We start from the raw sequence: 26,570 nt of genomic DNA, 5'->3' as shown, positions 1-26,570 counted from the left end.
GTGTCTGAAGTGGGTATGAGCATGCTACGCGAAACATTCGAGGTGTTGGGGCCGCTTTGCAGCCCCATGGGCGTTTAGCCTTTGTTTCCGACCAGGCTGTCCACCGCCGGTACCCGCGTGTCGCTTTCCATCTGCGCATCATGTTCCAGCTGGTGGCTGAAGCGCTCGAGCGATGCATTGGCCGGCTGCGAGTCGCTGGCAAACACGGGCGGGCTCAGCAGGTAGGCTGACAACAGCCGGCTCAGCGCTGCCAGGCTGTCGATATGGGTGCGCTCGTAACCATGGGTGGCATCGCAACCAAAGGCCACCAGCGCGGTACGGATATCGTGCCCGGCCGTCACCGCCGAATGGGCATCGCTGAAGTAATAGCGGAACAGGTCGCGCCGCACCGGCAAGTCGTGGTCGCCGGCCAGTTTCAGCAGGTGCCGGGACAGGTGGTAGTCGTAAGGCCCCGACGAGTCCTGCATGGCCACACTGACCGCATGCTCGCTGGACGCCTGCCCAGGCGCCACCGGGGCGATGTCGATGCCGACGAACTCGCTGACGTCCCAGGGCAGGGCGCCGGCTGCACCCGAGCCGGTCTCCTCGGTGATGGTGAACAGCGGGTGGCAGTCGATCAGCGGCTGGCGGCCGCTTTCCACCACGGCCTTCAATGCCGCCAGCAATGCGGCTACGCCAGCCTTGTCGTCCAGGTGACGGGCGCTGATGTGGCCGCTTTCGGTGAACTCGGGCAAGGGGTCGAAGGCCACGAAATCACCAATGCTCACGCCCAGTGCCTCACAGTCGGCGCGCGTGGCGCAGTAGGCATCCAGGCGCACTTCCACGTGGTCCCAGCTGATCGGCATCTGGTCGATGGCCGTGTTGAAGGCATGCCCGCTGGCCATCAGCGGCAGCACGCTGCCACGGAATACTCCGGTATCGGTGAACACGCTAACCCGGCTGCCTTCGGCAAAACGGCTGGACCAGCAACCGACCGGCGCCAGGGCCAGGCGGCCATTGTCCTGCAACTGGCGCACGCTGGCGCCGATGGTATCCAGGTGGGCAGAGACGGCGCGGTCGGGGGTGGCCTGCCGACCTTTGAGGGTGGCGCGAATGGTGCCGCGGCGGGTCAGCTCGAAGGGGATGCCCAGTTCGTCAAGGCGTTCGGCCACGTAGCGCACGATGGTGTCGGTGAAACCGGTGGGGCTGGGGATGGCGAGCATTTCCAGCAGCACGCGTTTGAGGTAGTCGAGATCGGGTTCGGGGTGTCGCTCGGACATATTGGGGACTCCTTTACTCCTGTGTCGGCCTCTTCGCGGGTAAACCCGCTCCTACAGGTACAGTGCTGCCTTCGCGGGCAAGCCCGCTCCTACAGGTACAGCGCTGCCTTCGCGGGAAATCTGCTCCTACAGGGCCAGCGCTGCCTTCAAGGGCGGTGATATCCCTGTGGGAGCGGGCTTGCCCGCGAAGAGGCCGGCACGGGTTTACGCCAAAGGCCGGCTATGGGGAAACAGCAGGTCGATAAAACGCTCGGCCGTGGGCTGCGGTTCATGGTTGGCCAGGCCAGCACGTTCGTTGGCCTCGATGATCACGTACTCCGGCTGCCCGGCATCACGCACCATGAAGTCCAGCCCCACCACCGGAATTTCCAGTGCCCGTGCCGCGCGCACGGCAGCATCGGCCAGCACCGGGTGCAGGCGTTCGGTGACGTCCTCCAGGGTGCCGCCGGTGTGCAGGTTGGCCGTACGCCGCACGGCCAGACGCTGGCCGGCCGGCAACACGTCGTCATAACCAACGCCCGCTGCGCGCAAGGTGCGCTCGGTTTCGTCGTCCAGCGGAATGCGGCTTTCGCCACCGGTGGCGGCCTGGCGGCGACGGCTCTGGGCTTCGATCAACTGGCGCACGCTGTGTTTGCCGTCGCCCAGCACCTGCGCCGGGTGACGGATGGCGGCGGCCACCACCTCGTAGCCGATCACCACGATGCGCAGGTCGAACCCGGCGTGGAAGCTTTCCAGCAGCACGCGGCTGTCGAACTGGCGGGCGTGCGCCACGGCACGGGTGATGTCGTCGATGCAGGTCAGGTTCACCGCCACGCCCTGGCCTTGCTCGCCATCGACCGGCTTGACCACCACCGCGCCATGCTCGTCGAGAAACGCCAGGTTGTCATCGGCATTGCCCGCCAGCTGTTGCGCTGGCACCTGCAGCCCAGCATTGTGCAGCGCGTGCTGGGTCAGGCGCTTGTCCTGGCACAGGGTCATGGTCACGGCACTGGTCAGGTCGCTGAGCGATTCCCGACAGCGAATGCGCCGCCCGCCCAGGCTCAGGGTGAACAGGCCGCCAGCGGCGTCATCCACCTGCACTTCGATGCCGCGGCGTAGCGCCTCGTCGACGATGATGCGTGCGTAGGGGTTGAGGTCGGCTTGCGGGCCAGGCCCGAGGAACAGCTGCTCGTTGATACCGTTCTTGCGCTTGACGGCGAAGGTGGGCAGGTTGCGAAAACCCAGTTTCTGGTACAGGCGCTTGGCCTGGCGGTTGTCGTGCAGCACCGACAGGTCCAGGTAGGCCAGGCCACGGCTCATGAAGTGTTCGATCAGGTGGCGCACCAGCACCTCGCCCACGCCCGGGCGTGTGCAGTGTGGGTCCACCGCCAGGCACCACAGGCTGCTGCCATGCTCGGGGTCATCGAACGCTTTGGTGTGGTTCAGGCCCATGACGCTGCCGATCACCGAGCCGCTGTCTTCGTCCTCTGCCAGCCAGTACACCGGGCCACCCAAGTGCCGGGGGGTAAGCAGCTCGGCGTCGACGGGGAGCATCCCGCGCGCCTGGTACAGGGTGTTGATCGCCTGCCAGTCGGCGGGGTTCTGTGCCCGGCGCACGCGAAAGCCGCGAAATACCCGCTGCGCCGGGCGATAGTCGGTGAACCACAGGCGCAGGGTGTCGGACGGGTCGAGGAATAGCTGCTGTGGGGCCTGGGCCAGCACCTGCTGCGGTGCGGCCACGTACAGGGCGATGTCGCGTTCGCCTGGGTGCTCGTCGAGCAAATCCTCGGCCAGGGAAACCGGGTCGGGGTAGGTGTGGCCTATCAGCAGCCGGCCCCAGCCGCAGTGCACGGCACGCGGTTGGTCGTGGGGCTGGCTGCCGTCGCCGGCCAGGCGCGCTTGCAGGCGCTCGTAGGACGGCGCCTGGCCGCGCAGCAGGCGCTGACCATAAGCGATTTCATGGGCTTTCATCGGTCAGATTCCTTGTTCGCTCAACCACAGGTTAAGCGCTGCCAGTTGCCACAGCTTGGAACCTCGCAATGGCGTCAGTTGACCGTGCGGGTTGCTCAGCAGGCGGTCGATCATGGCCGGGTTGAACAACCCTCTGTCCTGGCTGGGGTCGGTCAACAGCTCGCGTACCCAGCCCAGGGTGGCACCTTCCAGATGCTTCAGGCCCGGTACCGGGAAGTAACCCTTCTTGCGGTCGATCACCTCATGCGGGATCACCCGTCGCGCCGCCTGCTTGAGCACCTGCTTGCCGCCATCGGGCAGCTTGAAGCGTGCGGGAATGCGTGCCGACAGTTCCACCAGGCGGTAATCGAGGAACGGCGTGCGCGCCTCCAGGCCCCAGGCCATGGTCATGTTGTCCACCCGTTTGACCGGGTCGTCGACCAGCATCACGGTGCTGTCCAGGCGCAGGGCCTTGTCCACGGCAGCCGGTGCGCCGGGGCGGGCGAAGTGTTCGCGTACGAAGTCGCCGGCGGCGTCGGTTTCCAGCAGCCAGGGAGCCTGCACGGTGTCGCGGTATTCGGCGTGGCTGCGGTCGAAGAACGCATCTCGGTAGGCTGCATAGGCGTCGTCGGCGCCGTCCACCTGCGGGTACCAGTGGTAACCGGCGAACAGCTCGTCGGCACCCTGGCCGCTCTGTACGCCCTTGCAGTGCTTGGCCACTTCCCGCGACAGCAGGTAGAACGCGATGCAGTCGTGGCTGACCATCGGCTCGCTCATGGCGCGAAACGCGGCCGGCAACTGGTCGATGATCTCGTGTTCGGCAATGCGCAGTTGGTGGTGGCGGGTGCCGTAGTGCCTGGCGATCAGGTCGGAGTACTGGAACTCATCGCCGCGCTCGCCGCCGGCATCCTCGAAGCCGATGGAGAAGGTCGACAGGTCTTCCACCCCCACTTCGCGCAACAGGCCCACCAGCAGGCTGGAGTCGACCCCACCGGACAGCAATACGCCAACATCCACAGCAGCCCGCTGGCGGATGGCTACGGCGTCCCGGGTGGCGTCGAGCACGCGGGTGGTCCAGCCTTCCAGGTCCAGTTCACGCTCGTCGGGGTGGGGGCCGTAGTGCAGTTGCCACCAGACCTGGCGCTCCACTTCGCCATGCCGGTCGATGCGCATCCAGGTGCCAGGCTCCAGTTTCTGCACGTTGGCCAGCAGGGTGCGCGGTGCCGGTACCACGGCGTGGAAATTCAGGTAGTGGTTGAGTGCCACCGGGTCGAGCATGGGGTCGATGTCGCCGCCCTTGAGCAGTGCCGGCAGGGTCGAGGCAAAGCGCAGGCGCTCGCCGTTGCGCGACAGGTACAGAGGTTTGACACCGAGGCGGTCGCGGGCCAGGAACAGGCGCTGGTTGTCGCGCTCCCAGATGGCCAGGGCAAACATGCCGTTGAGCTTGGGCAGCAGGGCAGCGCCCCAGGCGTGGTAGCCCTTGAGCAGCACCTCGGTGTCGCCGTCGGACCAGAAGCTGTAGCCCAGTGCCTGTAGTTCCTCGCGCAGTTCGGGGAAGTTGTAGATGGCGCCGTTGAAGGCCAATGACAGGCCCAGGGTGTTGTCGACCATCGGCTGCGCCGAGCCGTCGGACAGGTCCATGATTTTCAGCCGCCGGTGGCCCAGGGCGATCGGGCCTTGGCTATGGAAGCCCCAGGCATCCGGGCCACGCGGGGCCAGGTGATGGGTAATGCGCTCTACCGCAGCCAGGTCGGCTGGGCGAGGGGCTTGGTCGATGGGGGTGAAACGTAATTCTCCTGCTAATCCGCACATAAGTCCTTACCGGTTTTTCCGTTGGGGAGGTGATGCCCCGGATTAGGGCACCTTAATGAACTGACCTGTTTGCTTTTTTAGAGTTTTAGAACAGTTTGTTATATAAGGTTGAGGTGGCAGGTTTTTGCCTGGGATCTCGCAGTATTGCAGAAATCGAGCGCCGCGTGCGCAGCGCATCGCGAGCTGCGCTCGCTCCTACGTTTGTTTCGGGCCAGTAACGCCTGTAACAGGCGCGCGCGACCGCCTTGCTCGTACGACGCAATACAGAGTCATACACCAAAGCGTTCGCGCGCAAATCCCCCAGGAATAATTGGCCCGAAACAAACGTAGGAGCGAGCGCAGCTCGCGATGCGCCGCGCGGGCGGCGCTCGATCTCACCGGCGCAATAAATTCAACGCCATGCGCCCGAAGCAATCACTTACCCCGGATCAGCCTGCGCAAGGCAAACCGGTTCGGATGACACGCCTGCGCCACCTCCCGCGGCAACGGCAACGGCTCGCCGCACACCCAGGCGGCCACCAGTTCCCCGCTCAAAGGTGCCGTGATCAACCCGCGCGACCCATGCCCGCTGTTCACATACAACCCCTCCAGCCAAGGGCAGGCCACATCCGGCACCTGCCGGGCATCACGCCCCAACACGGCATAAGCTTCGGCAAACGTCTGCGCGTCGGCCATCGGCCCGACAATCGGCAAATAATCCGGGCTGGTACAACGGAACGCCGCGCGCCCTTGCAATTGCTCGGGGTTCAGCTCGGCCACGCCCAGGCGCCGGGCCAGGTCAGTAGAAATCTCATCCAGCAACGCCAGGTTGCCCCGGTGCTCGGCCACCGTCGGCGCAAGGTCTTCACTGTGGAAGTCAAAACTTGCCCCCAGTGTATGTTCACCCTCGCGCGGCGGTGCCACATAGCCCTCCGCGCACACCACGGTGCGTAGCGCCTGGCTGCTGGCGGTGGCCGGCAAGCGGGTGATCTGCCCACGAATGCGCTTGAGTGGTAACTGCGCGCAAGGTTCGAAGCGCCGCACATCGGCCGCGCCGGCCAGGACCACCACTGGAGCGCTGGCTAATAGTTGGTCGCCAGCCCAGGCCTGCCACCGTTCACCCACTTTGCGCAGTTCGAGCACTTCCTGGTGGGCCACCAGGTGAATACCGGGGTGCTGCAACTGCTGCTGGCACAGCGCCGGTGGGTGCACCCAGCCACCTTCGGGGTAGAACAACCCGCCGCCAGGCAACGCCACGCCGGCGATGGCTTCGGCCTCGGCGCGCGCCAGGCAGTGCAGCAAGCCGTGGTCGAAGGCGACAGCCAGCTTGCCCTGGCGTTCGGCCTCCTTGCTGTCGAAGGCCAGTTGCAGCACCCCGCAGGCATCCCAGTCACGGCCGCGCTGCAACCGCTGCAGCTGGCGCCGGGTGTAGCCGAACCCGGACAGGATCATCTGCGACAGTGCGGTGCCATGGGCGGACAGCTTGAGGTACAGCACCCCTTGCGGGTTGCCCGAAGCTTCCTGGGCCGGGGCTTCGTGGCGCTCCAGCACGGTAACCTGCCAGCCACGCCGGGCCAGGCTGGCGGCGCTGCTGCTGCCGGCAAGTCCGGCACCGATCACCAGCGCCTCGCGCGGCCCCTGCGCAACAGCGGGGCGCGCGTACCAAGGGGCGCATGGGCCGGGCAGGGGGCCGACGTAGGCGCCGCTCATCACCTCCCACTTCTTGCCGATGCCTGGCACCTTCTTCATGGCGAAGCCAGCTTCGACCAGGCTGCGGCGTACCCAGCCGGTGGTGGTGAAGGTACCCAGCACCGTGCCCGGATGCGATAGCCGCGCCAGTTGCGCAAACAGCGCCGGGGTCCACATGTCGGGGTTCTTGGCGGGGGCGAAGCCGTCGAGGAACCACACATCGATCTGCGCATCGAGCTGCGGCAGCTGTTCCAGCACATCGCCTATCAACAGGGTCAGGGTGACCCTGCCATCGGCAAAGGTGAACTGCTGAAAGCCCGGGTGCACCGCCACGTACTGTTCCAGCAGCGGCCCCGTATAGGCGGCCAGTTCAGGCCACAGGCTTACTGCGCGGGCCATGTCGGCGTGGGCGAGTGGGTACTTCTCAACGCTGACGAAGTGCAGGCGCGCGTCGCTGTGTGCGTGCTGGTCAAACAGCTGCCAGGCGCAGAAAAAATTCATGCCGGTGCCAAAGCCGGTTTCGCCGATCACCGTGCAGGCATGCGGCGCCAGGTTGGCAAAACGCTCGGCCAGGCGGGTCTGGCCGAGGAACACGTGCTTGGTTTCTTCGATGCCTTCGTTGACTGCGAAATAGACGTCGTCATAGTGCCGCGAATGGGGGCGGCCCTGGTCGTCCCAGTCGATCTGGGCGTGCTGGAGGAGGGTGGGCATGGTGGGCTCGGTTGCAGCGGATGGCGGGATTTTATGCCATCCGGATGAGCTGTGGGAGCGCGTTCACTGGTGAAGAGGTCAATACAGGCCGAAATGAAATCCGCTAGTCTTGCTTATCCATTGAAGGAGCCAGTGCATGTTCGAATCTGCCGAAATCGGCCACAGCATCGACAAGGAGGCTTACGACGCCGAGGTACCCGCTTTACGCGAGGCCCTGCTCGAAGCCCAGTACGAACTCAAGCAGCAGGCGCGGTTTCCGGTGATCGTGCTGATCAACGGCATCGAAGGCGCCGGCAAGGGCGAGACGGTAAAGCTGCTCAACGAGTGGATGGACCCGCGCATGATCGATGTGCTCACCTTCGACCAGCAGACCGACGAAGAGCTGGCCCGCCCGCCCGCCTGGCGCTACTGGCGGGCCTTGCCACCCAAGGGGCGGATGGGGGTGTTCTTTGGCAACTGGTACAGCCAGATGCTGCAGGGACGGGTGCACGGGGTGTTCAAGGATGCCGTGCTCGATCAGGCCATTACCGGTGCCGAACGCCTGGAGGAGATGCTTTGCGATGAGGGTGCGCTGATCATCAAGTTCTGGTTCCACCTGTCCAAGAAGCAGATGAAGGCACGGCTGAAATCGCTCAAGGACGACCCGCTGCACAGCTGGAAGATCAGCCCGCTGGATTGGCAGCAGTCGCAAACGTACGACCGCTTCGTGCGCTTTGGTGAGCGCGTGCTGCGCCGCACCAGCCGCGACTATGCACCATGGCACATCATCGAAGGGGTAGACCCGAATTACCGCAGCCTGGCGGTGGGGCGCATTCTGCTGGAAAGCCTGCAAGCCGCGCTGGCCAATAATCCCAAGGGCAAGCACCAGGGCAACGTGGCCCCGCTGAGCCATAGCATCGACGACCGCAGCCTGCTTGGCGCCCTGGACATGACGTTGCGCCTGGACAAGGCCGACTATCAGGAACAGTTGATCACCGAACAGGCCCGTCTGGCCGGTCTGCTGCGTGACAAGCGCATGCGCCGGCACGCGCTGGTGGCGGTGTTCGAGGGCAACGACGCGGCCGGCAAGGGGGGCGCCATCCGACGCGTGGCGGCGGCGCTGGACCCGCGTCAGTACCGCATCGTGCCGATTGCCGCACCCACCGAAGAAGAGCGCGCCCAGCCGTACCTGTGGCGGTTCTGGCGGCACATCCCGGCACGGGGCAAGTTCACCATCTTCGACCGCTCCTGGTATGGCCGGGTGCTGGTGGAGCGGGTGGAAGGCTTCTGCAGCCCGGCTGACTGGATGCGTGCCTACAGCGAGATCAACGACTTTGAAGAGCAGTTGGTGGATGCCGGCGTTGTGCTGGTCAAGTTCTGGCTGGCGATCGATCAGCAGACCCAACTGGAGCGCTTCGAAGAGCGAGAGCAGATTCCGTTCAAACGCTACAAGATCACCGAGGATGACTGGCGCAACCGCGACAAGTGGGGCGAGTACACCCAGGCTGTGGGCGACATGGTCGACCGTACCAGCAGCGAGATTGCCCCGTGGGCGCTGGTGGAGGCCAATGACAAGCGCTGGGCGCGGGTGAAGGTGTTGCGCACCATCAACCAGGCGCTGGAAGAGGCGTTTGCCAAGCACAAGAAATAGCCCAATGTGATGTTGCCTGTTCTGGCGCTTTCGCGGTCAGCACAGGCAACACCTCGCCCCCCCAGCCATGCCCTGGAAGAATGACCTGATGAATTCTTTTCTCGGCACTCTGCACCGTGCCCGTCCTCCAACCCCGTAGAATTCAATCACCCCCACCACGGGCTTGATCGAGGATTTTATGCACACCACTTCTGGCCGCTGGGGCTATGGGCTGTTCCTGGCACTTCTGACGGCGCTGCTCTGGGGCATCCTGCCGATCAAGCTCAAGCAGGTATTGCAAGTGGTCGACCCGATCACCGTCACCTGGTACCGGCTGCTGGTCTCCGGTGGCCTGCTGTTCGCCTGGCTGGCGGCTCAACGGCGTTTGCCGTCCATCCGCAAACTGGCGCCCAGGGGCAAGGGCCTGGTGCTGGTTGCGGTGTTCGGCCTGATGGGCAACTACGTGCTTTACCTGATCGGTCTCAAACTGCTTAGCCCGGGCACCGCACAACTGGTGGTACAGATCGGCCCGGTGCTGTTGCTGGTGGCCAGCGTGTTCGTGTTCCGCGAGCGCTTCAGTGTGGGGCAGGGCATGGGGCTGTTGGTGCTGCTGGCAGGGTTTGGCCTGTTCTTCAACCAGCGCCTGGAGGAATTGCTGACTTCACTGGGTGCCTATACCACGGGCGTATTGACCATCTTGCTGGCGACCAGTATCTGGGTGTTCTACGCCCTGAGCCAGAAGCAGTTGCTGACCGTGTGGCATTCGCAGCAGGTGATGATGGTGATCTACCTCAGCTGTGCTGCGTTGCTGACACCTTGGGTGCACCCGCTGGAGGCCTTGCAACTGACCCCGGTACAAGGCTGGCTGCTGCTGGCCTGTTGCCTGAACACCCTGGTGGCATACGGCGCCTTTGCCGAAGCGCTGGCGCACTGGGAGGCCTCACGGGTAAGTGCCACGCTGGCGCTTACCCCGCTGGTGACCTTCGTTGCGGTGGCGCTGGCGGCATTGGTGTGGCCTGACTATGTGCATGCCGAGGACATCAACGCCCTGGGCTATGTGGGGGCGGTCACGGTGGTGTTCGGTTCGGCGCTGGTGGCGCTGGGGCCCTCGCTGGTGGCGGGTTGGCGGGCCCGCAGGGCGCGGTTGGCCTAGGTCTGTCGATTGCCTGTGCCGGCCCTTTCGCGGGTAAACCCGCTCCTACAATGGATCGCCTCTCGGCGTAGGAGCGGGTTTACCCGCGAAAGGGCCGGTACAGGCTACAGAGCAGTCAGCCCTTGCCGCCCGGCGCCAGCATGTCCTCCGGCCGCACCCACTGGTCGAACTGCTCATTGGTCAGGTACTTCAACGCCAATGCCGCCTCGCGCAAGGTCGTGCCCTCGCTGTAAGCCTTCTTGGCAATTTCTGCCGCCTTGTCATAGCCGATATGCGGGTTCAGCGCCGTCACCAGCATCAACCCGCGCTCCAGGTGCGCGGCCATCTGCTCGGCATCCGGCTCGATACCCGCCACGCAATGTGCCTGGAAGTTGCGGCAACCATCGGCCAGCAACTCGATGGACTGCAGCAGGTTATGGATGATTACCGGCTTGAACACATTCAACTGCAAATGCCCCTGGCTGGCGGCAAAGCCGATGGCCGCGTCGTTGCCCAGTACCTGGCAGGCCAGCATCGACAGCGCCTCGCACTGAGTGGGGTTGACCTTGCCCGGCATGATCGAGCTGCCCGGCTCGTTGGCTGGCAGGCGCACCTCGGCAAGCCCGGCGCGCGGGCCGGACCCCAGCAGGCGCAGGTCGTTGGCGATTTTCATCAGGGCCACGGCCAGGGTCTTAAGGGCCCCCGCCAGGCTGGTCAGCGGTTCGTGGCCGGCGAGAGCGGCGAACTTGTTGGGTGCCGTGATGAACGGCAGCCCGGACAGCGCCGCCAGCTCGGCAGCGATGGCCTCAGCAAAACCCTGCGGAGCGTTGAGCCCGGTACCCACGGCAGTACCGCCCTGGGCCAGTTCGCACACCGCCGGCAGGGTGGCGCGGATGGCGCGCTGGGCGTAATCGAGCTGGGCGACGAAGGCCGACACTTCCTGGCCGAAGGTAATCGGCGTGGCGTCCATCATGTGCGTGCGGCCGGTTTTCACCAGCTTGTGGTGACGCATCGACAGCTCGGCCAGCCCCGAAGAGAGTTCGGTGACGGCCGGCAGCAGCTTTTCATGCACCGCCTGGGCTGCCGCAATGTGCATGGCGGTGGGGAAGCAGTCGTTGGAGCTCTGCGAGCGGTTGACGTGGTCATTGGGGTGTACTGGCGCCTTGCCGCCACGGCCTTTGCCGGCCAGTTCGTTGGCGCGCCCGGCGATCACCTCGTTGACATTCATGTTGCTCTGGGTACCGCTGCCCGTCTGCCAGACGACGAGCGGGAACTGATCGTCGTGCTGGCCATCCAGCACCTCATCGGCGGCCTGCTCGATCAGCCGGGCGATGTCGGCCGGCAGGTCGCCATTGCGGTCGTTGACGCGCGCCGCGGCCTTCTTGATCAGTGCCAGGGCGTGCAATACCGCGCGGGGCATGCGCTCCTTGCCAATGGCGAAGTTGATCAGCGAACGCTGGGTCTGCGCACCCCAGTAGGCGTCCTCCGGAACTTCGACCGGGCCCAGGCTGTCTGTCTCGATACGGCTCATTCTGTACTCACTCCTGTGTAGTTCGAAATCGCAGTTTAGGCCCTGATTCGACCGAGCGGTTCCGTCGCTCGTCGTGCCACTTGAGCACATCGCCACCACGGCGCAGAATGCTCTACTCTGAGGTGCCCGCCTCCCTCTCTTTGAAGGAAATGCAATGACCCGTCTCCGTGTCCTTTGTGCCGCCGTTGCCCTGGTTTGCGCCAGCGGCCAGGTACTCGCTGCCACCGCCAGTCACAACGCTGCTGCCGAGAAATTCCTGACCCTGGCCAACGCCGACAAGCTGGGCACCCCGGTGTACATGCAAGTGCAGCAGATGTTTGCCCAGCGTTTCGCCCAGACCAAGGCCCCGGCCGCCAAGCAGCCCGTACTGGAAAGCTACCAGGCCAAGGCCAATGCCGCGCTGGACAACGCCATCGGCTGGAACAAGCTGAAGCCGAAGATGGTCGACCTGTACACCCGCACCTTCACCGAGCAGGAACTGAAGGACCTGGTCAAGTTCTACGAATCGCCGCTGGGCAAGAAAGTGCTGCGTGAAATGCCCAAGGTCACCCAGCAGTCGGCACAGCTGACCCAGCAGAGCCTGGAGCCAGCCGTTCCGGTGGTGAACAAGCTGCTGGAAGACATGACCAAAGAGCTGGACCCGAACGCAGGCAAGGCCGCTGCCCCAGCGAAGAAGTGAGTACGCCGCAATGACTATGCAACAACGTATCGAACAGCAACTGGCCGCGCTGGCGCCGCAACACCTGGAAGTGCTCAATGAAAGTCACATGCACAGTCGTGGTCAGGAGACCCACTACAAGGCCGTGATCGTCAGCGAGCAGTTCGCCGGGCTGAACAGCGTCAAGCGCCACCAGAAGGTGTACGCCACCATGGGTGAGCTGATGGGCGAGATCCACGCCCTGGCCATCCACACCTACACCGCCGAAGAGTGGGCCAAGGTCGGCGTTGCACCGGCCTCGCCCGTGTGTGCGGGCGGCGGGCACTGAAACCGTTTTGTTGTTCTGGTAGAATCTGCATCACCCAAAGGGGGCCGCTTAGCGGCCCCCTGCTTTTTGTGCAACTGTCAAACCCGGTCCGCCCCTTACGAGGGCAACCACCTGGAGATTCCGTTACATGTCTCAAGCCATCGTCGTCGCGGCGCTGTACAAGTTCGTCACCCTGGAAGACTACGTCGAGCTGCGCGAGCCGCTGCTCAAGACCATGCTCGACAACAACGTCAAAGGCACCCTGCTGCTGGCCCAGGAGGGCATCAACGGCACCGTGTCAGGCACCCGGGAGGGCATTGATGGCCTGCTGACCTGGTTGCGCAACGACCCGCGTCTGGTCGATATCGACCATAAAGAGTCGTACTGCGACGAACAGCCGTTCTACCGCACCAAGGTCAAGCTCAAGAAAGAGATCGTCACCCTCGGCGTGCCGGGCGTAGACCCCAACCAGGCCGTTGGTACCTATGTCGAGCCCAAGGACTGGAACGCCCTGATCAGCGACCCGGAAGTGTTGCTGATCGACACCCGCAACGACTACGAAGTGGCCATCGGTACATTCAAGGGCGCCATCGACCCGAAGACCGAAACCTTCCGCGAGTTCCCGGAGTACATCAAGGCCAATTTCGACCCGAGCAAGCACAAGAAGGTCGCCATGTTCTGCACCGGCGGCATCCGTTGCGAAAAGGCCTCCAGCTACATGCTCGGTGAAGGCTTCGAGTCGGTCTATCATCTTAAGGGCGGCATCCTGAAATACTTCGAGGAAGTGCCTCAGGAAGAAAGCCTGTGGGACGGCGACTGCTTCGTCTTCGACAACCGGGTTACGGTGCGCCATGACCTGAGCGAAGGCGAGTACGACCAGTGCCACGCCTGCCGCCACCCGATCAATGCAGAGGAGCGCGCGTCCGAGCACTATTCGCCAGGTGTCAGCTGCCCGCATTGCTGGGACAGCCTGAGCGAGAAGACCCGGCGCAGTGCCATCGACCGGCAGAAGCAGATCGAGCTGGCCAAGGCCCGCAACCTGCCGCACCCGATCGGTTACAACTACAAAGCCGAGGCTTGAAGCATGTCTGCACGCCTGATCTATGTGATGGACCCGATGTGCTCCTGGTGCTGGGGTTTTGCGCCAGTGGCTGCGGCCCTGATCGCCCAGGCGCGTGAGGCAGGCGTGCCTGCCCACTTGGTACCGGGCGGGCTGCGCACTGGCGGCAGCGCCCTGGACAGCTCCACTCGCAAGTACATCCTGGAACACTGGCAGGCGGTGGCTGATGCTACCGGCCAGCCGTTCCGCTTCGAGGGGGCCATGCCTGACGGCTTCGTCTACGACACCGAGCCGGCCTGCCGCGCCCTGGTCACGGCCCGCGAGCTGGATGCCGAACGCGTCTGGCCGCTGCTGGCGTTGATCCAGCGTTCGTTCTACGAGCAGGGCGTCGATGTGACCATCGCGCCGCAGCTGGTCGAGCTAGCCTCGCAGTGTGGCTTCGACCGTGCCACGTTCGCCGAAACCTTCGCCCGTGCCGATACCCGTGCCGCCACCGCGGCCGACTTCGCCTGGGCTCAGGACCTGGGTATTGCCGGTTTCCCGACCCTGCTGGCCGAGCGCAATGGCCAACTGGCTTTGCTGACCAACGGCTATCAGCCGCTGGAGCGCCTGCAACCCTTGCTCGGCCGCTGGCTGCAGCAGGCAGCCTGTGCTTGATGTGCCTGGGTCACCCGACCCGGTACCGGGCAAGCCTTACACTGCGGGCGATCGACTGAGCTGGGCGGAAATCCGCCGCCTGGCCCTGCATCACAAGAAAAACCTCTGGTCCGCCAACCTTATAGCGTTACTGGCGGCATGTTGCAGCGTGCCCATTCCGCTGCTGCTGCCGCTGTTGGTGGACGAAGTGCTGCTCGGCCATGGTGACGCCGCGCTGAAGTGGATGAACCACCTGCTGCCGTCCGGCTGGCAGGTGGCAGCCGGCTACATCGGCCTGATGCTGGCGCTCACCTTGTGCCTGCGCCTGGCCGCGCTGGCGTTCAACGTCATCCAGTCCAAGCTGTTCGCCGGGCTGGCCAAGGACATTGTCTACCGCCTGCGCATCCGCCTGATCGAGCGGCTCAAGCGTATTTCGCTGAAGGAATACGAAAGCCTGGGCAGCGGCACGGTGACCACCCACCTGGTCACTGATCTGGACACCCTCGACAAGTTCGTTGGCGAAACCCTCAGCCGCTTCCTGGTGGCCATGCTGACCTTGACCGGCACGGCGGCCATCCTGATTTGGATGCACTGGCAGCTGGCCTTGCTGATCTTGCTGTTCAACCCGCTGGTGATCTACTTCACGGTGCAGTTGGGCAAGCGCGTCAAACACCTGAAAAAGCTTGAGAACGACAGCACCGCGCGCTTTACCCAGGCGCTGGCGGAAACCCTCGATGCCATCCAGGAAATCCGCGCCGGTAACCGCCAGGGTTACTTCCTTGGCCGCCTGGGCCTGCGCGCCCGCGAAGTGCGCGATTACGCCGTGGACTCGCAATGGAAAAGCGATGCCAGTGGCCGTGCCAGTGGCCTGCTGTTCCAGTTCGGCATCGACATTTTCCGCGCGGCGGCCATGCTGACCGTGCTGTTTTCCGATCTGTCGATCGGCCAGATGCTGGCGGTGTTCAGCTACCTGTGGTTCATGATCGGCCCGGTGGAGCAACTGCTTAATCTGCAATATGCGTACTACGCCGCAGGCGGTGCGCTGAGCCGCCTCAACGAACTGCTGGCGCGTGCCGACGAGCCGCAATACCCGGCCGCCAGCAACCCGTTCGCCGGGCGCGAAACGGTAGGCATTGAAGTGCGCGATTTGCGCTTTGCCTATGCCGACGAGCCGGTGCTCGACCACCTCGACCTGTCTATCGCTGCGGGTGAGAAGGTGGCGATTGTCGGTGCCAGCGGCGGCGGCAAGAGCACGTTGGTGCAGCTGTTGCTGGGCCTTTATAGCGCCCAGGCCGGGACCATTCGCTTTGGCGGTGCCAGCCTGCAGGAAATCGGCCTGGAAACCTTGCGCGAGAACGTCGCGGTGGTGTTGCAGCACCCGTCGCTGTTCAACGACAGCGTGCGTGCCAACCTGACCATGGGCCGCGACTGCAGCGATGATGCGTGCTGGCAGGCGCTGCGCATCGCCCAGCTGGATGCCACCATCGCCGCCTTGCCGCAGGGCCTGGACAGTGTGGTGGGGCGTTCAGGCGTGCGCTTGTCCGGTGGCCAGCGCCAGCGCCTGGCCATTGCCCGCATGGTGCTGGCTGAGCCCAAGGTGGTGATCCTCGACGAGGCCACCTCAGCCCTGGATGCTGCCACCGAGTACAACCTGCATCAGGCCTTGGCGCGCTTCCTCAGCGGCCGCACCACGCTGATCATCGCCCATCGGTTGTCGGCGGTGAAACAGGCCGACCGGGTGCTGGTGTTCGATGGCGGGCACGTGGCCGAAGACGGCGACCATCAGCAGTTGATAGCCGAGGGTGGGTTATACGCCAAGCTTTACGGGCACCTGCAGCAGAGCTGATTATCTGGCTGCCTTCACCGGGCTTGTGAGAGCAACTGTCTTGCTCAATTTCTAAAAGCTGGTGCGATCCCTGTGGAAGCGGGCTTGCCCGCGAACACGGGCGAAGCCCGTGCCATCCACCGCGGTGTCTTCTTCGCGGGTAAACCCGCTCCTACAATGGCCAGCGCATATGCTGTACAAATTCCCCGATTCCTTGTCATAAAAATCCCCTCCACAGCGATGGCAAATGGCCTACGCTGTGCTTGTCTGGGTCGATTTACGCCTTATCTGCTCTGTGACAGGGACTCCATGAAGGGAAATCGCACACTCGAAGCGCCAAAGTTGCTCGGCATCACATGGCCTTTCATCGCCGTCGTGGTCCTTCAGGTCGCGTTGGGCAGCCTCAGCCTTTATACGCTTTCGGCCGTGCGCGCCTATGTCGCGGGCGAAAGCCTGTGGTCCAAGGCGCAGAAAGATGCCATCTACTACCTCAATCTGTACAGCGAGACGCGCGACGACAGCACCTACCAACGCTATCGCCAGGCCATTACCGTGCCTCAGGGTGACCATCGCCTGCGCGAGGTGCTCGACCACCCCAACCCTGATCTGGACGCCGCGCGACAGGCGGTACTGCAAGGTGGCAACCACCCTGACGATGTCACGCGGATCATCTGGTTCTACAGCAATTTCCGCCATGTCAGCTATATGCAGACAGCCATTGATTACTGGGACATCGGCGACGACTATCTGGCCAAACTGGATGTGCTGGCCGGTGAAATGCGCCAGCGTTTTGCCAGTGGCCCGGTGGATGCCGACACCGTCAGCGATTGGAAGGCCCGCATTGTCGCCATCAACGAAGGCGTGACCCCAGCGGCCAAGGCCTTCAGCGATGCCTTGGGCGAGGGCTCGCGCGCACTGCTCCGGGTGCTGCTGATCACCAACCTGCTGACTGCGATGTTCCTGATAGCGATTGCCTGGGGGCGCTCCAGCAAGCTGCTGGCCCAGCGCCAGGCCTTTGCCAGTGCCCTGCAGGAAGAAAAAGAGCGTGCGCAGATTACCCTGCAGGCCATCGGTGATGCGGTGATCACCACCGATGTCGAGGGCAATATCGGCTATATGAACCCGGCCGCCGAACAATTGACCCACTGGCAATCCGGCCAGGCTCAGGGCCTGCCACTGTCAGCGCTGTTCAGCCTGGTTGATGAGCACGCCGAGGATGATGGTCGCAGCCTGGTCGAACAGGTGCTCGGCGGTAGCCTCAAGGGCGGCTCCGAGCATGCCCGGCTGATCCAGCGCCTGGACGGCAGTACTGTTTCGATCAACCTGGTAGGCTCGCCGATTGTCAGTGATGGCCAGGTCAGTGGCATTGTGCTGGTGCTGCACGATATGACCCAGGAGCGCCAGTACATCGCCAATCTGTCCTGGCAGGCAACCCATGACGCCCTGACCGGGCTGGCCAACCGCCGCGAGTTCGAATACCGCCTGGAGCAGGCGCTCAACGACCTGGCGCGTCAGGCCGGGCGGCACTCGCTGATGTTCCTTGACCTAGACCAGTTCAAGCTGGTCAACGACACCTGTGGCCACGCGGCCGGCGATGAGTTGCTGCGGCACATCTGCGCAGTGCTGCAATCCGGCCTGCGTGAGGGCGATACGCTGGCGCGGCTGGGCGGCGATGAATTTGGCGTGCTGCTGGAAAACTGCCCGCCCGACCAGGCCGAGCGCATTGCCGAACAACTGCGTCAGCTGGTGCAGAGCCTGCACTTCGTATGGAAAGGGCGGCCGTTCGTGACCACGGTCAGCATTGGCCTGGTGCATATGGCCCAGGCCCCCGGCACCCTGGAGGCCTCTCTGCGCGCCGCCGACATGGCCTGCTACATGGCCAAGGAAAAGGGCCGAAACCGTGTGCAGGTGTACCACGCCGACGACAGCGAACTGTCCATGCGTTTTGGCGAGATGGCCTGGATCCAGCGCCTGCATGTGGCCCTGGAAGAAAACCGCTTTTGCCTCTACGCCCAGGAAATCGCCCCGCTTAAAACCTTCGAGGGCCCGGGTCATATCGAAATTCTGTTGCGCCTGCACGACGAAAGCGGCCGCACCATCCTGCCCAGCAGCTTCATCCCGGCCGCCGAGCGCTACGGCCTGATGACTGCGCTGGACCGCTGGGTGGTGCGCAATGTGTTCATGGTCATACGCCAGTGCCTGGAAGAAGGGCGTGAAGGGCCGTTGTCGACCTGTGCCATCAACCTGTCGGGCTCCAGCATTGGCGACGACAAGTTCCTTGAATACCTCCAGCGGTTGTTCGTCGAATACGCCATTCCGCCGCGGATGATCTGTTTCGAAATTACCGAAACCAGCGCCATTGCCAACCTGGGCAGCGCCATTCGCTTCATCAACGAGCTGAAAGGGCTGGGTTGCCGTTTCTCGCTTGATGATTTTTGCGCCGGCATGTCGTCGTTCGCCTATCTCAAGCATTTGCCCGTGGATTACCTGAAGATTGACGGGAGTTTCGTCAAGGATATGCTCGACGACCCGGTCAATCGGGCCATGGTCGAGGTCATCAACCATATCGGCCATGTGATGGGTAAACGCACTATTGCCGAGTTCGTCGAAACACCCTTGATCGAGCAGGCCTTGCAGGAAATAGGCGTGGATTACGCCCAGGGCTACCTGATCGAACGCCCCCAGGTGTTCACCTGTGACAGTCTGCAGCGCCAACGGATAGCCGCCCGGCCTCTGTTGCAGCGAGCACCTGGCACGTTTCGCTAGTTGGAAATCACAAGGATCAAGGAGCTGAAAGTGATTGATGCATTCGTTCGTATCGGGCCTTTGATGGACCCCGCCAGTTACCCCCAATGGGCCCAGCAGCTGATTGAAGACTGCCGCGAGAGCAAGCGCCGGGTGGTTGAGCATGAGTTTTATGCCCGTCTACGCGATGGCCAGCTGAAGCAATCGACCATCCGTCAGTACCTGATCGGTGGCTGGCCGGTGGTGGAGCAGTTTTCGTTGTACATGGCGCATAACCTGACCAAAACCCGCTATGGCCGGCACCAGGGCGAGGACATGGCGCGGCGCTGGCTGATGCGCAACATCCGCGTCGAGCTCAACCATGCCGACTACTGGGTGAACTGGTGCCAGGCGCACGGTGTGCACCTGCACGAGTTGCAGGCGCAAGAAGTGCCGCCCGAGCTGAACGGCCTGAACGACTGGTGCTGGCGGGTGTGCGCCACCGAGAACCTGGCCATTTCCATGGCGGCTACCAACTACGCCATCGAAGGTGCGACCGGTGAATGGTCGGCGGTGGTGTGCTCGACCGACACCTATGCGCAGGGTTTTCCGGAAGAAGGGCGCAAGCGGGCGATGAAGTGGCTGAAGATGCATGCCCAGTATGACGATGCGCACCCGTGGGAGGCGCTGGAGATCATTTGTACCCTGGCCGGTGAAAACCCGACCCTGGGGTTGCGCAACGAGCTGCGCAGGGCCATTTGCAAGAGCTACGACTGCATGTACCTGTTCCTGGAGCGCTGCATGCAGCTGGAAGGGCGCCAGCAAGGCCGTATGCGGCCGGCGTTGGCTGCCGGCTGATCGTTCGCCTGTAGCGGCCTCTTCGCGGGCTTGCCCGCTCCGACAGGCACTGCGCAGCCCTCAAGGACTGAGCCATACCTGTGGGAGCGGGCAAGCCCGCGAAGAGGCCAGTGCAGGTTTATTGGGCGTTGAACGCCTGCCCGTTCACTCCTGTGCTGTCCGGCCCCATCAGGTACAGGTATACCGGCATGATTTCTTCGGGCAGCGGGTTGTTCTGCGGGTTCTCGCCGGGGTAGGCCTGGGCCCGCATCGCCGTGCGCGTGGCGCCCGGGTTGATGCTGTTGGAGCGCACCGGCGCCACTCCTTCCAGTTCATCGGCCAAGGTCTGCATCAGGCCTTCGGTGGCGAACTTCGACACGCCATAGGCGCCCCAGTAAGCCCGGCCCTTGCGCCCGACGCTGCTGCTGGTGAACACCACCGAGGCGTCTTCCGACAGCTTCAGCAGCGGCAGCAGGGTGCTGGTGAGCATGAAGGTGGCATTGACGTTGATATGCATCACACGCATGAAGTTGTCGCCTGACAGCTGTTCCAGCGGCGTGCGCGGGCCGATGATCGACGCATTGTTGAGCAGGCCATCGAGGCGGCCGAACTGGTCTTCGATCATGGCCGCCAACTCGTCGTATTGGTGTGGCAGGGCGGTTTCCAGGTTGAACGGGATGACCACCGGCTGCGGGTGACCGGCGGCTTCGATCTGGTCGTAGACCTCGTTCAGGTTGGCCTCGGTCTTGCCCAGCAGCAGCACGGTGGCGCCCAGTGCGGCATAGGCCTTGGCAGCCGCGGCACCAATGCCACGGCCGGCACCGGTAACCAGGATGACCCGGCCTTGCAGCAGGTCGGGGCGGGCGGTGTAGTCGAACATGGTTCTGTCCTTCGAGTTCGTGTGGGCGGCCTGGGCCTATTGTAGGAGCGGGTTTACCCGCGAATGCGTCCGATCAGGTGCCAGTGTTGTCTGGGCTGGCGCATTCGCGGGTAAACCCGCTCCTACAAAGAGGCGGTGCCCGGTCATCGGTCTGGGTTCAGCAGCCGCACAGCGCGCTGTCGATCACTTTGCGCAGTTCCAGCGGGTGGTCGACCACCACGTCGGCACCCCAGTTGTTGGGGTTGTCCTCTGGATGAATATAGCCGTAGCGCACTGCCGCCGTGCGGGTGCCAGCGTCACGGCCAGACTCGATGTCGCGCAGGTCGTCGCCGACGAACAGCACACTGGCCGGGTCCAGGTTCAGCGTCTTGCAGGCCAGGATCAGCGGCTCGGGGTCGGGTTTGCTGTTTTTCACGTGGTCCGGGCAGATCAACAGCGCCGAACGCTCGGCCAGGCCCAGTTGCTGCATGATCGGCTCGGCGAAGCGCACCGGCTTGTTGGTGACTACGCCCCACAGCAGGTTGCCTCTTTCGATGTCGGCCAGCAGTTCGGCCATGCCCTCGAACAGCTTGCTGTGCACCGCGCAGTCGCGCTGGTAACGCTCGAGGAACTCCAGGCGTAAGGCCTCGAAGCCGTCAGCATCCGGGTCCATGGCGAACGCAGTGGCAACCATGGCGCGGGCGCCACCCGAGATCACGCCACGGATCAGGTTGTCGTCAACGGCCGGCAGCCCGCGGTCGGCGAGCATGGCCTGGCAAATGGCGATGAAGTCCGGCGCCGTGTCCAGCAAGGTGCCGTCCATGTCGAAGAGTACTGCTCGCAAACGCATGCTTATTCCTCGCGCAGGGTCTGGATCATGTAGTTGACGTCGACGTCGCTGTTGAGCTTGTAGTGCTTGGTCAGCGGGTTGTAGGTGAGGCCGATGATGTCCTTCACCTGCAGGCCGGCATCGCGGCTCCAGGCGCCCAGCTCGGAGGGGCGGATGAACTTCTTGAAGTCATGGGTGCCGCGCGGCAGCATCTTCAGGATGTACTCGGCGCCGACGATGGCCAGCAGGTAGGCCTTGGGGTTGCGGTTGATGGTGGAGAAGAACACCTGGCCACCAGGCTTGACCATGCGGTAGCAGGCGCGAATCACCGAAGACGGGTCGGGCACGTGCTCGAGCATTTCCAGGCAGGTGACCACATCGAACTGTTCAGGCATTTCCTCGGCCAAGGCTTCGGCGGTGATCTGCCGGTATTCCACCTGCACGCCCGATTCCAGCTGGTGTAGCTGGGCCACCGCCAATGGCGCCTCGCCCATGTCGATACCGGTGACCGTGGCACCGCGCAGGGCCATGGCTTCGCTGAGGATGCCGCCACCGCAACCCACATCCAGCACTTTCTTGCCGGCCAGGCTGGCGCGCTCGTCGATCCAGTTGACGCGCAGCGGGTTGATTTCGTGCAGCGGCTTGAACTCGCTTTCGCGGTCCCACCAGCGGTGGGCCAGCGCTTCGAACTTGGCGATTTCGGCGCGGTCGACGTTGCTCATTGAACAGTCCTCTGAAACTTCGCAAAATTGCGTCGGAGTATACCCGAGCGCTCGGCCCCGAGGGTCGCTATAATCGCCGGCTTTTGATATCCGAATGACGGGGAGAGGCAATGCGCGAGCGACTTTTGGCGGCGGAGAAGGTGACCGCGATCCGCTGGCAGGGCGGCGCCTTGCACCTGCTCGACCAGCGCCTGCTGCCGTCGGAGGAGCGTTGGCTGGCCTGCGACAATGTTGCGCAGGTGGCCGCAGCCATCCGCGACATGGCGGTGCGCGGTGCCTCGGCAATCGGTATTGCCGCAGCTTACGGCCTGGTACTGGCGCTTGAAGAGCGGCTGGCCGAAGGCGGCGATTGGGAAATGGACCTGGAAGACGACTTTCTCACCCTGGCCGAAGCGCGTCCTACCGCCGCCAACTTGTTCTGGGCGCTGAACCGCATGCGCGAGCGCCTGCAGCGCCTGCGTCCGGAAGAGGACATTCTGGCAGCGCTGGAGGCCGAAGCGGTGGCCATTCACGAAAGCGACCGTGAGGCCAACCTGACCATGGCCCAGCAGGGTATCGAACTGATCCGTCGCCATCAGGGCAATGCCCAGGCCCTGCTCACCTTCGGCAACGCCGGCGCCCTTGCCAGTGGCGGCTTTGGCACCGCGCTGGGGGTGATCCGTGCCGGTTACCTGGAAGGCATGGTCGAGCGGGTATATGCCGGTGAGACTCGCCCTTGGCTGCAGGGTTCGCGCCTGACCGGCTGGGAGCTGGCCAATGAGGGCATCCCGGTGACCCTTTGTGCCGACTCTGCGCTGGCCCACCTCATGAAGACCAAGGGCATCACCTGGGTGGTGGTGGGGGCGGACTGCATCGCTGCCAATGGCGACATGGCCGGCAAGATCGGCACCTATCAGCTGGCCGTCAGTGCCATGCACCATGGCGTGCGCTTCATGGTCGTGGCGCCGAGCACCAGCATCGACCTGAACCTGGCCACGGGCGAGGATATCCCGCTGGAGGAACGTGACGCCGACGAGTGGCTGGACTTTGGCGGTGCCCCGGCGGTACGGGGTGTGCAGGTATTCAACCCGGTGTTCGACGTGACCCCGGCCGACCTGATTGACGTTATCGTGACCGAGCGGGGGGTTGTCGAGCGCCCGGATACCGCCAAACTGGCCCAGTTGATTTGCCGCAAGCGCCTGCACTGATTTTGTATCGCCTCACCGGCCTTTTCGCGGGCTTGCCCGCTCCCACAGGGATATCGCATGGCCTTAGGGCTGTGGTGAACCTGTGGGAGCGGGCGAGCCCGCGAAGAGGCCGGTGCAGGCAATACAAAAACCAGGTTTCAAACGCGGCTGAGACCAACTGCCACCTCTCCCCACCGCCCCCGCGTTTGTGATAACATCCGGCAGTTTCCAAGACCGCCCATCACGGCGGCCTTCATTGCGCAGATCCATGGCACAACTCATTGATTTGTCGTAAGTCGTCGCACCCTTATGCGCTGCGGCGGCGAGCTTCGTTCGGCCCTTGATGGAGCTGCGAAGTTTCACCAGAAAAAGGAATCAGGCTTCTCATGGGCGAACTGGCCAAAGAAATCCTCCCGGTCAATATCGAAGACGAACTGAGACAGTCTTACCTCGACTACGCGATGAGCGTGATTGTCGGGCGAGCGCTGCCCGATGCGCGTGACGGCTTGAAGCCCGTGCATCGCCGCGTTCTCTATGCGATGAGCGAACTGGGCAACGACTGGAACAAACCATACAAGAAATCTGCCCGTGTGGTCGGTGACGTGATCGGTAAGTACCACCCGCACGGCGACATTGCGGTCTACGACACCATCGTGCGTATGGCCCAGCCGTTCTCGTTGCGCTACCTGCTGGTCGACGGCCAGGGCAACTTCGGTTCGGTGGACGGCGACAACGCTGCTGCCATGCGATACACCGAAGTGCGCATGACCAAACTGGCCCACGAACTGCTGGCCGACCTGCACAAGGAAACCGTCGACTGGGTGCCCAACTACGACGGCACCGAGCAGATCCCGGCGGTCATGCCGACGCGTATTCCCAACCTGCTGGTCAACGGTTCCAGCGGTATTGCCGTGGGCATGGCGACCAATATCCCGCCGCATAACCTCGGCGAGGTCATCGATGGCTGCCTGGCGCTCATCGACAACCCGGAAGTCACCATCGATGAGCTGATGCAGCACATCCCTGGCCCGGACTTCCCGACTGCCGGCATCATCAACGGTCGCCAGGGCATCATCGAGGCCTATCGCACCGGCCGTGGCCGCATCTACATGCGCGCCCGCTCCGAGATCGAAGACATCGACAAGGTTGGCGGTCGCCAGCAGATCGTGATCACCGAGCTGCCGTACCAGCTGAACAAGGCGCGCCTGATCGAAAAGATCGCCGAGCTGGTCAAAGAGAAGAAGATCGAAGGCATCACCGAGCTGCGCGACGAGTCCGACAAGGACGGCATGCGCATCGTCATCGAGCTGCGTCGCGGCGAGGTGCCAGAGGTGGTGCTCAACAACCTCTACCAGCAAACCCAGCTGCAGAGCGTGTTTGGCATCAACGTGGTGGCCCTGGTCGACGGCCGTCCGCGCCTGCTCAACCTCAAGGACCTGCTCGAAGCGTTCGTCCGCCACCGCCGTGAAGTGGTGACCCGTCGTACGGTATTCGAGCTGCGCAAGGCCCGTGAACGCGGCCATATCCTTGAAGGCCAGGCGGTCGCGCTGTCCAACATCGATCCGGTCATTGCCCTGATCAAGGCCTCGCCGACGCCGTCCGAAGCCAAGGAAGCCCTGGTTTCCACGCCGTGGGAATCCAGTGCCGTGCAGGTCATGGTCGAGCGCGCCGGCGCCGACTCCTGCCGTCCTGAGGACCTGCCGGAGCAGTACGGCCTGCATGACGGCAAGTATTTCCTGTCGCCGGAACAGGCCCAGGCCATTCTCGACCTGCGCCTGCACCGCCTGACCGGCCTGGAGCACGAGAAGCTGCTGGCCGAGTACCAGGAAATCCTCGAGCAGATCGGCGAGTTGATCCGCATCCTCAGCAGCGCCGAGCGCCTGATGGAAGTGATTCGCGAGGAGCTGGAGGCCATCCGTGCCGAGTACGGCGATGCCCGCCGCACCGAAATTCTCAACGCCAGCCACGACCTCAATTACGGCGACATGATCCCGGAAGAAGAGCGCGTGGTCACCATCTCCCATGGTGGTTATGCAAAGACCCAGCCATTGTCCGCCTACCAGGCCCAGCGCCGCGGCGGCAAAGGCAAGTCGGCGACCGGCGTGAAGGACGAGGACTACATCGAGCACCTGCTGGTCGCCAACAGCCACGCCACCCTGTTGCTGTTCTCCAGCAAGGGCAAGGTGTACTGGAAGAAGACCTACGAAATCCCCGAAGCGTCCCGCGCTGCCCGTGGGCGTCCGCTGGTCAACCTGCTGCCGCTGGAGGAGGGTGAGCGCATCACCGCCATGCTGCAGATCGATCTCGAAGCGCTGCAGCAGAACGCCGACCTCGACGAAGAACTGGAAGAAGCTGATGACACCGTGCTCGAGGGTGAGCTGGTAGAGGCCGAGGAAGTCGACGAAGAAGACGGCGACACCCCGGAGTGGGTTGCAGAGCCGACCGGCGCTTACATATTCATGGCGACGGCTTCCGGTACCGTCAAGAAGACCCCGCTGGTGCAGTTCGCCCGTCCGCGCTCCAACGGCCTGATCGCCCTGAAGCTGAAAGAAGGCGACACCCTGATTGCCGCGGCCATCACCGATGGTGCCAAGGAAGTCATGATGTTCTCCGACGCTGGCAAAGTCATCCGCTTTGCCGAGAGCGTCGTGCGTGAAATGGGTCGCAACGCCCGTGGTGTACGCGGCATGAAGCTGGGCAAAGGTCAGCAGATCATTTCGATGCTGATCCCGGAGTCCGGCTCGCAGATCCTCACCGCCTCCGAGCGTGGCTTTGGCAAGCGCACTCCGCTGTCCAAGTTCCCGCGTCGCGGCCGCGGTGGCCAGGGTGTGATCGCCATGGGTACCAAGGGGCGCAACGGTCTGCTGATCGGTGCTATCCAGGTGCAGGAAGGCGAGGAGATCATGCTGATTTCCGACCAGGGCACGCTGGTTCGCACCCGGGTTGGCGAGGTGTCCAGCCTGAGCCGCAACACCCAGGGTGTTACGCTGATCAAGCTGGCGGCCGATGAGACACTGGTGGGCCTGGAGCGTATCCAGGAGCCGTCCGAGGACGAACTCGATGAAGTGATCGAGACGGACGAGGAGGGTGTCGAAGCCGAGGCGCCAGACGAAGCTGCAGGCGCCGAAGAGGCCCCGCAAGAGTAATCAAGCGTGAAACCCGAACGGGGCGACCAAGGTCGCCCCGTTTGACTGATAACAGCTGGCAAAGCCCGACCTTGTGGGGGCGGGCATGCCCGCGAAGCAGACACTGCGGTAGATGGCACCGGCTTTGCCGGTGTTCGCGGGCTCGCCCGC

At 63.7% G+C, this 26,570-nt stretch carries 19 protein-coding genes; 11 read left to right on the top strand and 8 right to left on the bottom strand.

The window, feature by feature from the left end; translation table 11 throughout:
- Positions 1-74: 74 nt before the first annotated feature.
- The 4 genes from LMH93_RS20590 to mnmC all read right to left on the bottom strand — a co-directional run bounded on the left by LMH93_RS20590 (position 75) and on the right by mnmC (position 7,379).
- On the bottom strand, positions 75-1,259 hold the full coding sequence (locus LMH93_RS20590; RefSeq protein ID WP_021782458.1) for an osmoprotectant NAGGN system M42 family peptidase: 1,185 nt from the start codon (positions 1,257-1,259) through the stop codon (positions 75-77).
- 204 nt (positions 1,260-1,463) lie between these two features.
- Positions 1,464-3,209: an N-acetylglutaminylglutamine synthetase gene (gene ngg, locus LMH93_RS20585; RefSeq protein ID WP_021782457.1), complete on the bottom strand. Its 1,746-nt coding sequence runs from the start codon at positions 3,207-3,209 to the stop codon at positions 1,464-1,466.
- A 3-nt stretch (positions 3,210-3,212) separates the two neighbouring features.
- The gene (locus tag LMH93_RS20580) at positions 3,213-5,000 is read right to left on the bottom strand and encodes an N-acetylglutaminylglutamine amidotransferase (protein ID WP_021782456.1); all 1,788 of its coding nucleotides are present in this window, start codon (positions 4,998-5,000) and stop codon (positions 3,213-3,215) included.
- A gap of 414 nt (positions 5,001-5,414) precedes the next feature.
- Entirely contained in the window at positions 5,415-7,379 is a 1,965-nt protein-coding gene (gene mnmC, locus LMH93_RS20575) for a bifunctional tRNA (5-methylaminomethyl-2-thiouridine)(34)-methyltransferase MnmD/FAD-dependent 5-carboxymethylaminomethyl-2-thiouridine(34) oxidoreductase MnmC (RefSeq protein ID WP_230064544.1), read from the bottom strand.
- 136 nt (positions 7,380-7,515) lie between these two features.
- Here mnmC and pap point away from each other — a divergent pair, with 136 nt between their 5' ends.
- Positions 7,516-9,009: a polyphosphate:AMP phosphotransferase gene (pap, locus tag LMH93_RS20570; protein ID WP_230064543.1), complete on the top strand. Its 1,494-nt coding sequence runs from the start codon at positions 7,516-7,518 to the stop codon at positions 9,007-9,009.
- Between the two features lie 178 nt (positions 9,010-9,187).
- A complete protein-coding gene (locus LMH93_RS20565; protein WP_084850783.1) occupies positions 9,188-10,141 on the top strand; it encodes a DMT family transporter in 954 nt (317 codons plus the stop codon).
- A 115-nt stretch (positions 10,142-10,256) separates the two neighbouring features.
- Here LMH93_RS20565 and LMH93_RS20560 read toward each other — a convergent pair whose 3' ends face one another.
- A complete protein-coding gene (locus tag LMH93_RS20560) occupies positions 10,257-11,651 on the bottom strand; it encodes a class II fumarate hydratase (RefSeq protein WP_021782452.1) in 1,395 nt (464 codons plus the stop codon).
- Positions 11,652-11,805: 154 nt separating this feature from the next.
- Here LMH93_RS20560 and LMH93_RS20555 point away from each other — a divergent pair, with 154 nt between their 5' ends.
- From LMH93_RS20555 to LMH93_RS20525, 7 genes are all read left to right on the top strand, one after another.
- Positions 11,806-12,330: a DUF2059 domain-containing protein gene (locus LMH93_RS20555; RefSeq protein ID WP_010952796.1), complete on the top strand. Its 525-nt coding sequence runs from the start codon at positions 11,806-11,808 to the stop codon at positions 12,328-12,330.
- 10 nt (positions 12,331-12,340) lie between these two features.
- Positions 12,341-12,637 (top strand): BolA family protein, encoded by a 297-nt coding sequence (locus LMH93_RS20550; protein ID WP_010952797.1) that lies wholly within the window; start codon positions 12,341-12,343, stop codon positions 12,635-12,637.
- Between the two features lie 127 nt (positions 12,638-12,764).
- The gene (trhO, locus tag LMH93_RS20545; protein WP_021782451.1) at positions 12,765-13,697 is read left to right on the top strand and encodes an oxygen-dependent tRNA uridine(34) hydroxylase TrhO; all 933 of its coding nucleotides are present in this window, start codon (positions 12,765-12,767) and stop codon (positions 13,695-13,697) included.
- Between the two features lie 3 nt (positions 13,698-13,700).
- The gene (locus LMH93_RS20540; RefSeq protein WP_028698294.1) at positions 13,701-14,333 is read left to right on the top strand and encodes a DsbA family protein; all 633 of its coding nucleotides are present in this window, start codon (positions 13,701-13,703) and stop codon (positions 14,331-14,333) included.
- The gene (locus tag LMH93_RS20535) at positions 14,326-16,158 is read left to right on the top strand and encodes an ABC transporter ATP-binding protein (RefSeq protein WP_021782449.1); all 1,833 of its coding nucleotides are present in this window, start codon (positions 14,326-14,328) and stop codon (positions 16,156-16,158) included. The genes LMH93_RS20540 and LMH93_RS20535 overlap by 8 nt, the downstream gene beginning before the upstream one ends.
- Positions 16,159-16,446: 288 nt before the next feature.
- Entirely contained in the window at positions 16,447-18,903 is a 2,457-nt protein-coding gene (locus LMH93_RS20530; protein ID WP_230064542.1) for an EAL domain-containing protein, read from the top strand.
- A 30-nt stretch (positions 18,904-18,933) separates the two neighbouring features.
- Positions 18,934-19,719 carry a TenA family transcriptional regulator gene (locus LMH93_RS20525; RefSeq protein ID WP_021782447.1) on the top strand — a complete coding sequence of 262 codons (786 nt, stop codon included), beginning with the start codon at positions 18,934-18,936 and terminating at the stop codon, positions 19,717-19,719.
- 118 nt (positions 19,720-19,837) lie between these two features.
- Here LMH93_RS20525 and LMH93_RS20520 read toward each other — a convergent pair whose 3' ends face one another.
- From LMH93_RS20520 to ubiG, 3 genes are all read right to left on the bottom strand, one after another.
- On the bottom strand, positions 19,838-20,578 hold the full coding sequence (locus LMH93_RS20520) for a YciK family oxidoreductase (RefSeq protein WP_021782446.1): 741 nt from the start codon (positions 20,576-20,578) through the stop codon (positions 19,838-19,840).
- A gap of 157 nt (positions 20,579-20,735) precedes the next feature.
- Positions 20,736-21,407, bottom strand: coding sequence for an N-acetylmuramic acid 6-phosphate phosphatase MupP (gene mupP, locus LMH93_RS20515; RefSeq protein WP_028698296.1), 672 nt, complete (start codon positions 21,405-21,407; stop codon positions 20,736-20,738).
- Positions 21,408-21,409: 2 nt separating this feature from the next.
- Positions 21,410-22,108: a bifunctional 2-polyprenyl-6-hydroxyphenol methylase/3-demethylubiquinol 3-O-methyltransferase UbiG gene (gene ubiG, locus LMH93_RS20510; protein ID WP_012271034.1), complete on the bottom strand. Its 699-nt coding sequence runs from the start codon at positions 22,106-22,108 to the stop codon at positions 21,410-21,412.
- 110 nt (positions 22,109-22,218) lie between these two features.
- On the opposite strand from ubiG, the gene mtnA reads away from it, so the two are divergent.
- Entirely contained in the window at positions 22,219-23,295 is a 1,077-nt protein-coding gene (mtnA, locus tag LMH93_RS20505; RefSeq protein ID WP_230064541.1) for an S-methyl-5-thioribose-1-phosphate isomerase, read from the top strand.
- A gap of 365 nt (positions 23,296-23,660) precedes the next feature.
- Positions 23,661-26,420: a DNA gyrase subunit A gene (gene gyrA / locus LMH93_RS20500; protein WP_230064540.1), complete on the top strand. Its 2,760-nt coding sequence runs from the start codon at positions 23,661-23,663 to the stop codon at positions 26,418-26,420.
- Positions 26,421-26,570 lie beyond the last annotated feature (150 nt).

It is taken from the genome of Pseudomonas sp. CIP-10 (assembly GCF_020911845.1).
Classification (GTDB): Bacteria; Pseudomonadota; Gammaproteobacteria; order Pseudomonadales; family Pseudomonadaceae; genus Aquipseudomonas; species Aquipseudomonas alloputida.
This window is presented reverse-complemented; position numbering and strand designations above follow the sequence as displayed.